4 protein-coding genes are annotated in these 16,673 nt (G+C 60.7%); all 4 read right to left on the bottom strand.

What is annotated here, in order from left to right; genetic code table 11:
* Positions 1-41 precede the first annotated feature (41 nt).
* The 4 genes from LDO86_RS05175 to LDO86_RS05160 all read right to left on the bottom strand — a co-directional run bounded on the left by LDO86_RS05175 (position 42) and on the right by LDO86_RS05160 (position 16,517).
* Positions 42-5,600, bottom strand: coding sequence for a DUF3320 domain-containing protein (locus tag LDO86_RS05175; protein WP_224084334.1), 5,559 nt, complete (start codon positions 5,598-5,600; stop codon positions 42-44).
* An 87-nt stretch (positions 5,601-5,687) separates the two neighbouring features.
* The gene (locus LDO86_RS05170) at positions 5,688-7,907 is read right to left on the bottom strand and encodes a UvrD-helicase domain-containing protein (protein WP_224084333.1); all 2,220 of its coding nucleotides are present in this window, start codon (positions 7,905-7,907) and stop codon (positions 5,688-5,690) included.
* Between the two features lie 331 nt (positions 7,908-8,238).
* On the bottom strand, positions 8,239-10,458 hold the full coding sequence (locus LDO86_RS05165) for a 3'-5' exonuclease (RefSeq protein ID WP_224084332.1): 2,220 nt from the start codon (positions 10,456-10,458) through the stop codon (positions 8,239-8,241).
* A complete protein-coding gene (locus LDO86_RS05160) occupies positions 10,458-16,517 on the bottom strand; it encodes a DEAD/DEAH box helicase (protein ID WP_224084331.1) in 6,060 nt (2,019 codons plus the stop codon). Before LDO86_RS05160 ends, LDO86_RS05165 begins: the two co-directional genes overlap by 1 nt.
* Positions 16,518-16,673: the final 156 nt, after the last annotated feature.

Here is a 16,673-nt window from a genome sequence, read left to right as displayed (position 1 = left end):
CGCCCGCCAAGATGGCGCCTGGCGGGCGCTTTAAACGCACCTTATTGCGCAGTCTCGTATGAGCCGTCTGGCCGGCGCAGGCAGTAACCCTTCTTTACGGCTCTCCGAAGGCTCCGCTGAAGTGCATTCTGGATATCGGGGCCTCGTCGTGCCCAGCCGAAGACATTACGGACGGCGACGAGTAACTCTTCTTCTGTAATGACTATTGAGTCAGCAACTACGAGACGTACGGCCTCATCGAACTCTTCAGGCGGGATTGCACCCGCTTTACGAATGTCACTTTGTCCCGTTGGTCGTCGTACGTTTACTGCGTTTGCGCCATCGACTCGGATAAAGCCTTCTTTATCGAGCTTCACTTTCATGCCGCTAACTTTGGCAAGTGATAATGCTCTTTCAATGTTGATTTTGGCGCGCGGACCAATGGCGCCGGCTCCCCAGTGCTCCCGCAACCGAGTGTGAAAGGTATCTACGTGCAGCGGTGCTTCGACGCTAACGACGTGGGCCGCATACTGGATGAGGTCTGTAAGAGCGTCGGCATCTCCCGGCTGGTACCAATACCGGTGCGCAGGCTTTGAGGCGGAGGTGTATGGCACCGTCCAGGCGGGCGGGGCGGACAGGTCTATCTCTTCATACTCCATGGGCCCGGTACTTTCCGCCGCCTGAGCAATAGCCGGAACGCCGTGGTTCCCACTCACAGCGTCCGCAATTGCCTGCTTCAGAGCGATCTCCTGTGTGGACCGGTCTCTGTACCAGCTCAAACCCCAGATCCGATAGATATCCCACCCGAGCCCCCGCAGCACAGATTCCCTCAGGCGGTCTCTGTCACGCGCGCTCTTTGCCGAATGATAAGCGGCTCCGTCGCACTCGATGCCCAGCATGAAGCTCCCGGGCTTGTCAGGATGACGAACCCCTATATCTATCCTGTAGCCACCAGCCCCAACCTGAGACACGGCGTCGTAACCCCATGCCCTGATTACGCGAAGGACTTCCTCTTCAAAGGGGCTCTCGGCATCCCCCACAGATCCGGATATGTCAGAGGCTAAGGCCGCTCGGCCCCGGGCAGCAAAGTCCAGATAATTCTTCAGGTGACGATTTCCTGCTGACGCGCCGTCAGACATGTCTCCAGCATGGAATGAGCTGACTACTTCGACCCTTCGGCGTGCGCGCGTGATTGCCACGTTTAGTCTCCGTTCGCCGCCTTTCCGAGTCAGGGGTCCGAAGTTCATTGCCAGCTTTCCCGCGTCATCGGGCCCGTAGCCAATACTGAAGATGATGATGTCTCGCTCGTCGCCCTGGACGGACTCGAGATTCTTCACAAAGAACCCGCGGAGTCGATCATGGTCTTCCATGAGACCCGTAAGCAGCGGCTCTAGTTCTGCGCGACGTTCAATAGCTTCGGAAACAGCCTCGGCTTGTTGTGTAGAGAACGTTACGACTCCGAGCGAGAGGTCCGGGTTAACGCGGCGGTGTTCAAGGACACGGTCCACAACGCGCTCTGCTTCAATGGGATTCTTGCTACCAGCTCCTCGCTGATAGATACCCTGAACGAATTCGTGATGTACCCCGAGGTCGTCAGCTTCCTGGGTGGCGCCAGGGAATGTATTGAGTTTCCCCTCGTAAATCCGGTAGTTCGAATAGGTAATGAGATCTTCATGAAGGCTGCGGTAGTGCCATGAGAGCGGCAGGGACACCATAGCCCCCGAAGCCTTACATAGGTCCAAGACGCTATCGAAGTTGTCCGGTTCATCTTCGTCGTCGCTTTCAATATCTGCAGCCGAGAAGAAGGACGTTGGCGGGAGCTGTCGCTGGTCCCCAGCCACGATCAGCTGTTTGCCCCTGTAGATGCAATTGACGGAATCCGCGGGCATGACCTGAGAGGCCTCATCGAAGATAACGACATCGAAGACGAACCCTGCAGGAAGATACTGCGATACGGAAAGAGGACTCATCATGAAACAGGGCTTCAGCCCCTGGACTATAGAGCCGGTTTCTTCCAGCAACCGCCTAATGGGCTTGTGACGGGACTTCTTGTTGGCCTCGTGCGCGATGACTGCCGCAGGGCCGGCCATGCTGCGTGGACGTCGGGCAACACAGGCCGTTACGACGTCGGCGTAAGCATTGACGATTAGGTTTCCGTCCAATTCCTTGAACTGTTTCAGTAGGCTTTCGCGGCCGGACGCACGGTGTTCCGATAGCCTGTCGTCCCCTTCAATGATGCTTTCTGCCCAAGGTTCCAGCGCAGCCCTTTCAATTGCTGACACTACTTGGTCCGCTGGCGCATGGCTGTCGCACAGGGCTGTCAGCGTCTCAGGCACTCCGGCATCGGAAAGAGCAGCAAAGAGCCTTTTATATTCGAACCAAACATCGATATCAGCAGCCGGGTTAAAACCAAGGGCAGCAAGGAGTTCCTCTGCGTATTCAAGGTCATGGTTCAGTTCGGCGCGGAGCTCGGTCGAGCGCTCGGCATCAAAGAAGCCGACCAGCTTGTCTCGGGCTTCCAGCCAGGAGGAAAGGCCTTCTGCCAAATCAAGGTCGGAAGCGTCGAACTCCTCAACGAACCAAACATCGTCATCCTCGATTGGTCCTCCGACGATTCTGCGCAAGGCTGCGATCCAATCGTAGTCGGCTCGCACCGCTGCCCAGTCTGTTTTCCGTGGACTGTATCGCTTGCCCAATACCTCGGAATCGTGCCGCGAACGTTCGGCGGTTTTCTCATCCATCGCGTCCAACGCATCGATCTGCCGGAGAACCGCACTGGCCGCAACCGGTGTTGCCGTCTCGCCCAGCATCTTCGAAAGTCGGTCCCGCAAAACTTGCGCGGCCGAAAAGTTCTCCTGGGCCGCCTTGAGGATTCCCAAAATGTGAGTCAGTGGCAGATCACCGACCTGTTCATGGAAAACAGTGCCGAAGAGTGCATGCGTGTCGACACCGAAGCGCTCCACCATATTGGCAACGTCTCTCGCCAGAGGGATCAGCTCTGCGTCTGGCGTGTTGGCTTTGCTCAGCTGCCGGGCCAGCGCGGAGGACGCTATGTCATCTCCGGCCAGCTTCAAAGCCGTTCTGGCAACCTCAAGTGCCTGAGCGATCCTCGCAAAGTCAGTCGCAGTGCCACGGTAATAACTACCGAGCCGAGGCCCATATTCGGGCTCGCTGTTAGCGAGGTTCTCCTGTGCTGTCTGCCAAGAGATGGCATCACCAAGCATGGCAATGATCTCCTTGTTGACGACCCCGGCAACGGTCACCTCGCGAAGCGTTTTCTTGTCCGCCCGGGCTTGTTTACTCCAGGCTTTCAGTCCTCTGTGTTGCAATTCGAAACGGGCCTTAAGGCCTTTGAGATCCAATGCGAGGATTTCAGGGCTGAAGGTTGACTCCATTGCCGACTGACGGTCGCGTACGATCGCAGCCAGCTCCTCAAGAATTCGCGCGCTTTCGTCCAAAGCCCCTTGGACACTCGGGTTGATCCAATGTGGTTCCGGCAGGCTGCCCTGTTGGCTGAGCTCTGCGAGTGATGAGAGGGCTAGGCATTTGTTTAGAGTCAGTGATTGCGGTTCAACATCGAAAAGCACACCTAGTTGCTGGGCCTTGTCGAGTAGAGCTTCGAGTAAGGAGGCAGCCCTGGAAGTTCCCAGCTCGATGCCGCTAAGCTGGCCGAACGGAAATTGGCTAAGAGGACGACTGAAAATTGCCGGATCGTGCTCAAGAAAAGTTTCAAGCGGGGCTATAAGGCTCTTGTCGTTCTTGTCCCATCTGTCCACGCAAATACTGTCAATTTCAGATTTTTTGGTCTGGTATTCGACGTCCTCTGCCTGAAGGCTGTCGATCCTTCGAAGAACATCAGTGAATTTGGGCTCGGAATACCAATGCCGGGGAACGTTCCTTCTTGTACAGAGATGGGCGGAAAGATCCGCTCGCGAACGAACGCCGGCAACGTCGAGGGCAACAGGCCAGAATGGGATCTGTGCGTCAAAGAGCCTGACTGTCCGCAGGAGGCGTTCTGTTGCCAGGGCCAGAACGTCCACACACTTCTCGGCCTCCTTGATTTGTGCTTGTGTGAGGCTCGATCCCGCGAGACCTCGCCAGGAAAATGATTCTCCTTCTGCAGCCGGGCGCCACACTTTCGACAGTGATGCGGCGGCAAGCAGGATGTCTGCTAGTGCGTCCGCAGACAGCAAGCCAAGTTTGCTGGGATCCCCAGAAGGGTATTCGCCCACGTTTGCTAACTGAGCCAGCCGTCCCAAGACATCAAAGAGGCTCCGTCCTAACGGGCTTCGGACCTCGTTCATTGCGTCAGCATGGTCGCTTAGCCTGGTCCGGCTTTTGATGAGCTGAGATCGGTCCGTTTCCGAGAAAGAGCTCTTTACTACCGGGCGGCGGGTGAGCTCAGCATGAAGCGTCTGGACCACCTGCTTACGGGTCGCCTTATGGCTATGCAGTTCAAGCAGGAATGGATCCAACTGCCTGCTTGTCAGCCGATCGCGCACCACGTCGAGGGCGGCCGCCTTTTCACTGACAAACAGCACCGTTTTTCCTGTTGCGATGAGCTCAGCGATGATGTTGGCAATGGTCTGGCTCTTGCCGGTACCTGGAGGGCCGTCCATGATAAAGCTGCGGCCTTCTCTCGCCGCAAGAATGCACTTTCTTTGACTTCCGTCGGCGTCAAGAATGCTGTGGAGCTTTTCGGGCGGCAGACGGAAATCCAGCTCTTCGTCAGAAACAGGGTCAAAGGCGAACACCTCGGAGTTCGGTGCCTCCGGGCCCAGTGCCATGAGTTGAATCATGCCGTTGGCGACAATCTTGGCTTCGTTTTGCTCAAGGTCACGGTACATAGCTTCCTTGTGGAAGCTGAAAATGGACATGACAACCCGCTCGTCAACATTCCAGTCTGCGTACTGCGCGATAGCCTTGCGCACGCCGGACAGTACCGTCGCTACGTTCAGGTCATCCACCTCGAACTCCGGGAGGTCCAGGCCGAAGTCCCTACTGAGCTTAAGGCCGAGGGCCGTGTTCAATGCCGGTTCGTCTTCCGTTCGCCTCAACACATACTGCTTTCCCTCCTTGGCTAGACGGACGGGCACAAGCAGCAACGGACTTGAGATTTTCTTTCCGTCAGCGGGATCAATCCAATTGAGCATGCCGTGGCCCAAATAAAGGGTCCATACCCCGCGGTCCGCATATTCTTGTTCCGAGCGTTGATGCAGCCGCTTTGACGTGCTCAGGATTTGGGCAGCGGTTTTGCCAGTGACGCGTAGGGTTCGTGAACCTTTCGTGGGAAGCCTCAGGGCCTGTGCCGATTCACCCGCTTCATCGTCTGCAGGTTCACTGCTGACGAGCATGACGTCGCCCTCCGCCACCAAGGCTTCTACCCCTGAGCAGCCAGGTTCAACGATTTCGAAAGTCCCACTCTTGGGGTGCTGGAAATAGACAAGCCTCTGACGTCTGTCGATCGACAACAGGTCGTCCCGCCAGCGTTGCATCTGCAACGCGAGCTTTTTGTCCAAGACACCATTGCCTGTCGACACGGCTTCTCCTACCTTTCCGCCCCACGCGGAGAATTGATGCATTGCATTCAGCGTCTCGGTCTTTTCGAGCCGATCGTCCACTGAAGGATATCTGTCTAGTTGGTCTGCTGAGTTTTCAGTCCAACCTATGGCTGGAGCCTCAATTTTGAGTCAAGTTCTGCCTAGTATTCACTCCTCCGAAGCGATGCGGGCCAGCTCTTCGACGATAGCTGGAACCAACTTGGGCGGCACGTTATCCCGCAGCTGGGATGCGAAGAACTTGGCCCAATGCTCAGCCATCGCCTGCTGCATTCCATCCAGGCGGGACATCTCCGTCCCCACAAAATGTTCCGGGGCAGCGCCAACAGTAAGGGATGGGACGACGTCGGAGACCAGGTTACGAAGCGCGATAGTAGATGCGGCATCCGGAGTAGCGGAGTCGGCTCCGGGAGCTGGATCACTCAAGATCTTCACGTCAGCTTTGGATGGCTGTCGCGGCTGTTCAACGTCAACTGCCATTGGTGGCTCCGGCTTGTCCGAACCACCAAGAATCGGCGGCCACGAGCCCGAGGGATAAATCACGTCCAGATGAGTAGTTGTACGTGTTAGTGCGATGTACAACATGCGTTCGCCATGCGGCATGGCCAGGATTCCCGCCGGATCAACCACCAGGACGGCGTCAAACTCGAGCCCCTTGGCATCCTCAGGCGTAACAAGATTGATGGCGGTGGACAGCTCACCTTCGGTTGATTCGCTCCACTGCAGATCATCACTTCGGAATGCGGTTCTAAGCTCCGGCCACAAGTATGTCGGGGCGATCACGCCGACAAAGCGGCCCCGTCCACTGTGGGTGAATACGGAGCGCGATACCTCGAGGGCCAGTTCCTCCCGGTGGGCGCCAACGAATCGGGGCTCGTAGTCAACTTCCCTCAAGATGCGCGGAGGGGTTATTGAAGGTGCAGCTGACTTGAGCAGCGGCAGGGCGACGTCAAAGACCTGCTTCGGTACCCGGTAGCCGTGCTCAAGCTCCACCACGCGGGTGCCCGTGCTGTCCGCTGTGCCCTCACTGAGAATCTGCGCCACGTCGTCCCAGGAATCGCGTGAGTACGGCCCGGTCGACTGAGCTATGTCACCGACTACAGTCATCGATCCGTTTTTGGAACGTCTGCGTATCGCACGAAGCTGCATCTTGGAGAGGTCCTGTGCTTCATCCACCACAATGTGCCCGTATGTGCGAGGTGACTCGCGCATTAGCGCCTGCGCCTCATCGAGCAGGGCGAGGTCGGCGACAGTCCAAGCCTCATCTCCTACTTTGTCGGATTGCTGCCGGTACAGCAGCTCGATCTCTTCCGACGTCAGGTGCCCGTAGGCAGCCCGCTTGAGTCGTTCCTTAGAGCCAAGGAGTTCCCGCAGAAATTGCTGGGGAGTTATCTGCGGCCAGATTTTTTCGACTTCCGCTTCCAGAGCCCGTACATCGAGAAATTGTTCCGGGGCAACCTGACGGATGTTGCCAAGCAAAGGGGCACACAGCTCGACGAGCCGCTGCCTAAAGCGACGGCGGCCGTCAGCAAATGTCTCGAACTGCATGTTACTCAAGACATCGGCGACGGAATTTGCAGGGATAGAAACAGTAAGGACTGTATTTCGTCGTTGAATTCGTACATCCGCGGCCGGAACTCGGATGCGTTGCTTCAGCCCGTTTTTCAAGACCTGGCTCATACGTGCCGAGCCCTTAACCCTCGCCGTCTCAGTTGAGTCTTCCCCGCTGATACGCACGTCGTTGGACAAGAGGTTCTGCAATGCTTGCTGGACGACGTCATCGTCTCCAAGATCGGGCAAAACCCTTCGAATGTATTTCGTGAAGGTCGGATTGGGCCCGACGACAAGTACATCCTCTGGCGGCAATTCGTCCTGATAGTTAAACAGAAGCCATGAAACACGATGAAGGGCCACCGCCGTCTTGCCAGTGCCGGGACCACCTTGTATGACAAGGAGCTGGTCCGGCTCCGCGCGCACGAGCTTGTCTTGAGCCGCCTGGATCGTCTTGACGATATCCGTCATCTCGGAGCCGCGCTTACGACTCAAGGCCTGCAGTAGGGCATCCCCCGTATAGGTATGCTCGTCGAGCTCGCTAACGGCTTCGGCCAAAGCTTTGAAGACGATGTCTTCGAAATCGAGAATCTTGTTCGCTGGCGCGTCGAAGACCCGCTTGCTGCGCAGCCCCATGGGGTCTTGTATGGAGGCCTGATTAGCTACCGCCGCGGCTGGGGCCTGCCAGTTGACGACCAGGAGATTCTTGTCCTCATCGAAGATGGCAACCTTACCGATATACAGTTTGTCGCCGTCTTCAAAGTCAATGCGCGAAAGTGCAATCGGGTCATCAGGGGAGGCAACCCTGCGTTTCTCCATGGCGCGTTTATAGGCACGCCGTTCAACTGCTGAACCCGAGGAAGCCGTGGCCAGGGACCACACTGCGTCCTGGCTGTCACGGTATTGCTTCGCTCGATCGAAATAGGACTGCTCCCGTTGAAGTTCAGCCGCCTTAGAGAGAGATCCGACGCCGGCGTCTACACCCACTATTGCCCCCAGTTTTGTCGGCCCCTATGGGTCGTTCTAGCTCAGTCACAATAATGTAGCTGGAACGACCGACAATTCTAGAAAGCCATGCGTTGTGAGCAGGTAAGTTCGCAAAGTAGAGGCCCCACGCTTGCACTCCCCTGGTTCAGTAGCGGTGCCCCGTCTAGGAACTAACCCCCAGCAGTTCCGACGGTTTCCCGCTCCAGGAGACCACCAGTTCATCCCGCGCCCGCGTCGCAGCTACGTACAACAATGAACGCTCCTGCAACAGGGCGTCAGACTTCTCGGCGTCACCGAGATCCTTGAGCGCCCATTGCAGAGGCATATTCGCCTCCCCTACGCCGAAAAGGATGATCTTAGAAAACTCCATGCCCTTCGCCCGGTGCATGGTCATCACAACCGGCTCGCCAGGATGTGCCTCTTTGTCACCGGAAACTTTCTGGGTAGAGACTCCGCGCTCAAGCAGTCCGCTGACCACGAAGTCCACCTGCTTGCCTGAGCGCACGAGAACGCCGAGGGTTTCCGGCGCGAAGTCCGGATCGGCTGTCCACGCCTTGACCCAATCAGCGGCGTTATCGAGCTCCTTGGAGAGCGACTCCTTACCCTCAAGCTGGGGGTGCGGCCCGCTTCTAGCGGACCGGTAGTCTGAGGATTCCTCCGCGGTGTCCTCAATGTCAGTGAACGGAATCCCGGAGAGGAGGCCGACGGCGAAAGCAAGGTTCTGGGCCGTCGTCCGGTAGTTGAGCGTCAGACGCCGTGAGCGCCCAACGATTTGGATGCCGAACCGGCTGAGGGGCACCTTCTGCCCATAGATCCGCTGGTGGGAGTCCTCCGCAATGAACAAGTCGTTGGCACCAGGCGCCACCAGTGCACGCAGCAGGAGCCAGTGGCCAGCGTGAAAATCTTGAGCCTCATCAACAATCACGTGGTCGAAGGGGCGGGCCCCTCCCCCAGCGGCCCGCTGGTCAAGGACCCCAGCAGCCAGTGCTGCGAGTTCGGGATAACTTACGGCTCCCTTGCTCCGGCAGATCCGCCGATAAGCCTCAATGACCTTCCAAACCTCGATCCGTTTCATCCGGTTCAAGGCCGTGCCGCGACCTCCTCGCGGAACGGTCAGGTACCCGTCCCTGTCAGTCACTGAATTCGCAAGGACGATAGACAGGTACTCCTGCCCCAGAAATGTGGGGTTCGCCAGAGCGGGCTCGAGCTTGTGCTCCACTTGCTCAAGGGCCTCACCCCATTCCTTGTCACTCGAGCGGCTCGTCGCCGCGGCATCGGGCGTCCCAAGCACCGCACTAAAGGCGCCAGCTTGTTCCTCAGGCGATGCCTTTGACCAGACCTGGGCAGCGACGGAGTCGATGCCGGCTACAGTCACCGGGGCTTCACCGAGCTTGTCGCTCTGATTCAGCACCGGATCCAGACGCCCCACGTTTTGAGCAAGACTATCGGCCAGCGTCTTCGTGAATGTGGTCAGCAGGATGCGCGAGCCCGGGTCCTGGTCCGCCAAGTGCTTTGCACGGTGGATCGCCACCACAGTTTTGCCCGTACCCGCCCCGCCGGAAAGCCGGAAGGCCCCGTTGCGGTCCTTGACCGCGTACTGGGCTTGGGCCGGGTGCAGGAATACCAGCCAGTCCTGAAAACTCTCGTTGTTGATGACGTACTCGAGGTCTTCGAACCCCTCGGCATACGTGAATTCAAGCTTCGAGGCAGGGTGCTTGAGCGCCTCGGCAAGCTTCTCATCATCGGACTTCGTGGGGTCATCGACGTAGTCGCCAATCCCCAGGCCTTCTTTGACTTCCTGGAGGGACTTCCCTGCCTCAAGGTCAATAAGGGCAAGACCCTGCCATTCGGGGACTGCTTCGTCAGTGACCACCTGTTCGAACGCCTCCATAGAAGCCGCACCGATCGCAGCTGCGCCGGTACGTTCGGGAATGCCCAGCTCCTCGAAGAGGTACGACGGCGTGTACCCGGCTTTTTGGAGGCCGTTCTCATAGGCGGGACCTGTCGCTGTCGGGGGAACAACAGCGGCCGGTGGCGGGGTCGCTGATCCTTCTGCCGGTGCGCTGATGAGTTCAGCAATACCGCTGACCGGGTTGACGGTCAGGATGCTTGTCTGTGCCTTTTTGATTGCCTCGTCGTGGTTGAACGTGCCCGCATAGACGTAATGCGGTTCTGTCCCGGCGTTAAGCTTGAACAACACGGCCCGGAACTGCTGGTCAACGCGGCCTGTGCGCGCCCGGGAGTCCTTGTAGGTTTTCATCGGTTCGATGTGGAGGCCCGGGGCGGTGTCGTCTTCCTGAAGCTTGTAAAGGAAGTCCAAGACTTTGCCCTTGAGCGATCCGTCGACCTTGTTGGCCCCCTTCATCAGGGTTACCGATGCCATCAGTCGTTCTCCTTCAATTTCAGCGCTTCCAAAATTTGTTCCGCATCGCCCGGCATCAAAGTCCAGCCGTCATACTCGCCCGCTCCGTGGAGAATGACAGCAAGTTTGTGCTCCGGCCAAGCGATGTCCAAAGGCGTCCCGTCGTGGAGCTCGTACCCGAGTTCGGGTAGGGGGAACCCCTCAATTTCTGCCAGCACTGCCAACAGTTCGCGCTCGGCGTGCGTGGCGATGTCCAGTAGATCCTGCCATTCCGGCCGGAGGTGCTTACCCAGCGCTCCCGGTTCCACAGTGACCGGGACCGAGGGCATCGCAAGAGTAACCGCGCCGATAGCCGGGGCTGTCCGCCTGAATCCAAGCAGGTTGCTTAGGCGCAGCCATTCGCGCCACACGTTCTTATACCCAGGCCCCGCCACTGCTTCGTCCCGTCCATCAAGGACGAGCACGACGTCGGCGCTCACCATGAGCGGCGACGTCAGGTTTGCGGCACATCGGAGAGGACCTTCCGCGTATATCCATGCGCGCCCCACCCCCAACTCAGGCGCCGCTTCCGGGTCATCCAACGTGGTCTGCACGAAGTCCGGAAGATCCACAACGGATCCCTTGAAGGTGGTGCACTTTCCCAGCATGAGCAGAGGAATGGCATCCGACAGGTCCGCCCATGCGTCCCTGTTTGGCTCCCGGATCCACTGCCACAGCTGGCTCATGGCGTCGGACTTGACGGCGGCAAGCAGCGCGGGCTGGAGCGGCGTCGACCCGTTCTGCACGATGCTCGCCGCTTTGTCCGTGAACCACGGCGGCATCGACAATCCGTCGCCGGAGAAGGCATCGATGTCCTCCCACGTAATGGCCCACGGAACCACACCAACGGCCCGTAGAGCCTCCCGTTTGGCCGCATCGTCCGCCACGCGGTTGTGTTCAGGGGACGCGTGAAAAATGTAGCCGTCGGTGTAAATCGCGATCTTCGGGATGTTCGGGTCTGCCGTTGAGAGGACAAAGTCAGGCCGAGTGCCGTGAATGTCCACTTGGGGTTCCAGCCACCAGATGTGTTTGGCGCCCGGAAGGCGGAACTCCACCTTGTCTGCGCGAAGCCCGGGGGTGACCTTGACGTTGGCGCCGACGGCGGCAAGCCTGTCCACGAGTGCCTTGCGGAACTTGACCTCGAGGTGTGATTCCAGGGCTGGCGCCGGTGGAGGAACCTTGGTCACGGTCCAGCCACCGAAGGCGGGATCGCCGTCGTCCGGAACACCGTCGTGCCCGGCCAGGATGCTGCGCAGGAGACGCTCCGCAGTCACGCGGGCCACCTTGTCGACGTGCCAAGGGGACGCGAAAGGAAGGAGACAGCGGTGGCAGGCGAGGCGCTCCTCGTCGCGGCATTCGCAGTTCCGCACCACGTCCCATGCCGCCCGCAGCAGGTTCCATACCTTCTCCGGTTCGGCGAATTCGGCGAGGTAGCCAGTGCCGCCGGGGACTTTATCGTGCAGGAGCAGGGAGACGGCGGTGCCGCCGTCGGCAGGTTCGTTGATCGGCACGGCCGCGATGTGGTCGGGGGATCCCCCAATCACTTCGCGGAGGCCGAGGAGTAACGCAGCGGTCAGACTGGGGAGGGCAAAGTCATCCCCCAGGACGCGACCGGCCGGGAGGCGGAGGGCAACCCCCTGCGTGGCGAGGACACGTGCGAGCGCCACCTCTGCCACGTGCTCGTCGCCGGATTTCCGGTACTTACACCAGAAGCGGTGCTCATCAGGGTTGTTCGCGCGCCCGGCGGAGTCCAGCTTGCCGCAGTACGAACAGACCCGGAAAAGCGGTGCCTTGGACTCGTTGCCAGCGATAATCCGGGGCGCGGCGTTGGCAGAGGCACGTCCCAGGTTGAGCCACCTGAGCTGTACCCGGTTCGCGTATTTGGCGCCGAACTCGAAGTCCTCGAGGAACCATTCGTCGGTGAGGTGCTCGGGATCGATATCCGCTGCGAGGAGCGTATTGAAGCGCTCCTTGACACGTTGGTCAGAGCGATCGCCGATGGCCACCTCGTCGCGCCGCACCTCTGCTGAGACGTTCTTCATGACCACAACATCGAATTGCTGGCTTACGTCGGCGATACCGCCGAGATGGCATCGGGCACATGACTTGACCGGACCTGCGCTGTCCACGTCGGTGTGTATCCACCCGCACTCCGGGCATGCCTGCCAGCGTTGGATGTGGCTCTGCTGTGGGCCGAGGTCCACGGCGTCGATCTTTACCTCGAGGCCACGCGAGTAGAAGGTGGCACCCGGGGCAAGCTCATTGATCGCGATAGCAGCGCCGCGCTGCAGCGAGATCGTCTCGGTGACGTAGTCCTGGGTTTCGACTTCCTGCCAGGTCACGCCGACGTCGAGATTCACCGAATCATCGAGGAGCGTGTAGTTCGGCAGCAGCCCGTACTTCTCGAGCACGGAGATCCAGTACTCGTCGCGCAGGGCGAAGAGCTGTCCCCGCAGCATGCGCTGTGTGGCCTCGGCGGATTTGGGTGCCCGTTTGTCCTCGTCCGTGGCCGCGTTGGACTCGGCCATGGCCTTCAGCTCGGGCATCGCCTTCTCGACGTCATCGATGCGCGTCTTGAGCTCGTCGCAGTCGTCGGCCCACAGCCTGGCGGCCCGGACCACGTGCTCGGCGAGCCCGCTCGAGCCGTCAGCCCGGTGGGCAGCCCATTCCCGGAGCCTAGCGGCGCTGTCGGGAGCCAGAAGATCCCCGAATTGGCCGAGGAACTCCTCGATATATTCCTCTGCGTTGGAGTGAGCTGTCTCGATGAGGTCGCCCAGGAAGGTTCCCGGTCCGTCGCCGGCGAGTGCGCCGGCGGCCTTGCGCGGGTGGGGTCGGCCGGCGTCGCGCGCGAACCTGTCGACGAGGTGGGCGAGGTACTGCCTCTGCAGGATCTCCTCGGCGTCAAGAAAGGTGGCAGGCGGGCGGACTTGCCCGTTGATCACAGACAGCGGGTCGTGAAGCTTGGGCAGGTGCTCTCCACGTCCACGTGCGTAGGCGAGGACGAGTGAGTTTCCAGTGAGGCGGCCGGCGCGCCCCACCCGCTGTAAGTACGACGAGACGGAGGTGGGGAGGGAGGCGAGCATGATGCAGGAAAGGTCACCGATGTCGATGCCCATCTCCAGAGTGGGTGTCGCGACCAGTACGTTAGGTGCCTGCGGCGTCTGGACTGAGGCTTTGAACTCATTCTCAGCGCGCACCCGCTCCTCATCAGGCAGCAGTGACGTGTGCTCCTTGGCGACGACGCGCTTCGGCTCCCGCGCTCCGTACAGCTTGAGATAGAAGTTCTCCTCCTCAGGCTGGCGCGCGAGCCGGCCGGGACACCGAACATATAGACAGTGCGCACCGTCGAGCTGGTCCACCACAGTCGCGGAACCCGGTGTAACTGCGCGGCATACGGAGCACGCGAGGAAGTGGCGGCCCGCGCCGAGGCCCTCGCCTGTGGGTGCCTGAAGGAGGATCCGGTCGGTGGGAAGTGCAAAGACCGTGGCACCGTCCTTGGCCTGCACGGTCTCGAGCACGCCTTGGCAAGCGAGCTGACTGAAGAGGGCCTTGGCCACAAATGTGGCGTCCGCCTTCGGGATGTCGAGGCACAGCGCGGTCCATCGCGTGTACCAGCTTTGGGCTTGGGCTATTGGGTCCATGTAGCCGGAGTCACCGCCGCCCAGCCGCGGGAAGGCTGGCTTGGACCGCCCGGAAGGGAAGGCGGGCATACCCTCGCTGCGGCGCCGGCCGCCCCACACCTTCCAGCGCTGGGCCTTCTCCCCCGCCTCGACCATGTAGTCGCTGAGCCACTGGTGGCGGATGCCGCCTTGGGTGCGAACGCGTTCGACGACGCCGCGCACCCACGCGAGCAGCGCACCGTCGTCGGTGAGCTGGTCTTCGAGACCAAGGGTGCCGGGCACCGCCTGAAGCGCAATACGTGCGGCCGTGAGCATGGCGGGGGGTGTCCCGGCGTCGGTCTCGGCGACAATGCTGCCGGTGAGCTCGAGGGTGCGGCCGAGGCGGGACTGGAGGCCAAACTCAAGGGTGGCGTCGAAAAGGACGCGCTTCTCCGCGTTGCGTGTCGCGTTCCGCTTCTCCTGGGCGTTGGCCTCCGGATCCCAGTAGGCGCGGAACTGCGGCCTGTCGGCGTAGTCGGGGGCGATGAGCTGGTACTTGCGGACGGGAGTGGCGGCGTCCGCAATTGCCCTGTCGACCAGCCGCTTGAGGGTGACGACTCCCCCGTCCGGTGCCGCAGCCTCGAGCGCATTGCGGAAGGCGGCTCGCAGGGTGAGGATGTGCGAACGGGCTTGAACGAAGCCGGCACGGTGGGCGGCGTCTTGGACACTGTCGGTGAAGACGAGGGCCTTCTTTTCCCCCGTATCGAGGCCATCGGCGCCGAAGAGGTTTGAGATGCTCACGGAGAGCATGGTGGCGATGGCGCTGCCCAGGAAGCGGATGCCGTCCGCCGTTTGGCAGGCAGGGCAGACCTCGCGCTTGGAGTCGTCGTCCGCGTCCTGGCCCCGGAGCATGAGGACGGGGACAATGTGGCCCTCGTGGGCCTCGGCGGTGTCCTCGGCGGGCGGCTCGTGCAGGATGCTGCGGTTGACGGTATCGAGCCAGACGAGGCTGTCGGCGATCTCGCCCTTCTCGGCGCGGAGGGCGTCCTCGTTGGGGGCGTGGATTAGCGCGCGGAAGCGCGGGTTGCCGGCGGCCTGCTCGCGGCGGATCTTCGAGTCGTCGTTCTCGACGTCTGTGCCTGTGGGGCCAAGGACGGCGCCCCAGCCGGAGCGGCCGCAGTGGCGGCAGAAGACCGCGGGAAGGTAGAGGGTCCGGTCAGTGTGGGGGCCGTCGTCGCCCCAGCGGTAATGGTGCTCATTGTCCACCGACTTGTCGAGGCGGGAGAGCTCGCGCACCCACAGATGAGTCTCGACGGAGATGGCGTCTCGATTGGGCTCCGGGACCGCGCGGGCATGGCTTAGGAGGGCCAGGAAGTTGGCCATGAACTCGGCGTGCCGCTCGGCGAGCGTCGCACGTCGGCGCGGGCCGCCGGAGGTGTTGAACTCACCAAAGACGCTCTCGGCCAGGTTGGCGAGGGCGACGGCGTCGCTCGCCTCGTGCAGCACTGCGCGGGTGAGCGGATGCTGGCGGATTGCGCCGAGGAGGTCCGCTGGCTGTTCGCCGAAGAGGAGCTGGGAGACGTGCTCAACGATGACAGCGTTAGGGTCTTCGGCTCCCGCGCCGAGGACAGTCTCGATGGCCTTGCCGGTGTCCTCGATACCTTCGGCAACGCGCGTCAACTCAGCGGCAGGATCACCGGCCCAGGCCTCGCACCAAGCATCGATGTTGAGGCGGGATTCGGTAACGACCCCGTCGTCAGGGAAGGTTTCTCCGAAGACAGTCTGGGCAAAGCGGAGCATCGGCTCAGACTCGCCCTTCGCGCCGAGCGTCGCAGAGGTCGCGACCGGTGTTATGCGGCCGAGCGGGCGGGCACGGTCCTCCTCACTCGGGCCGTGTGGAACTGTGCTGAGATCGTTGGGCCAATGGCTCTTGAGGGCGAGGCCGAGGCGGCGCAGGAGCATTGCGACGTCGGTCCCCTGGGCCCCGTCATAGGTGTGGAATTCATCGAGGACCACGTACTGCAGCGAGGTGGCCGACTGTTCCCAGATCGACGCGTCCTCGCTGCGGAGCAGCAGCATGTCCAGCATTTTGTAGTTGGTCAGGAGGATGTCCGGGGCCTCGCTGCGGAAGATCTCGCGGGTATTGATGAGCCCTGCCGCTGATACCTTCGTGTGCTTCTGGCCATCCTTTTGGCCTGTGTAGATGCCTGCGGTAATACCGCCGAGTTCGGGGTTCTCGGTGAGCAGGCCGGCGAGACGCTGAGCCTGGTCGTTGGCGAGGGCGTTCATTGGGTAGAGGATGAGCGCCTTCATGCCAGTTATGCCCGCAGCCTTGACCCGAAGTACGTGGTCAATGATCGGGTACAGGAACGACTCGGTCTTGCCCGAACCCGTGCCGGTGGTGACCATAGTCGGCTCGGGACGGCGGAGTGCACCGGTCATGGCGGGCGTGGCTGAGGTCGTCCGCCCCTTCGACGTCAGCCGCTGAAAGGCAAGAGCCTGATGGCCGTAGGGTGCGAATCCCTTGTACCAGTCAAGGCAGGCACGCCACCCGTCGGCCGCTGGCTCGAACGGAAGCCTAAGCCGCACGAACGGACC

Source organism: Arthrobacter sp. StoSoilB19, assembly GCF_019977275.1.
Classification (GTDB): Bacteria; Actinomycetota; Actinomycetes; order Actinomycetales; family Micrococcaceae; genus Arthrobacter.
This window is presented reverse-complemented; position numbering and strand designations above follow the sequence as displayed.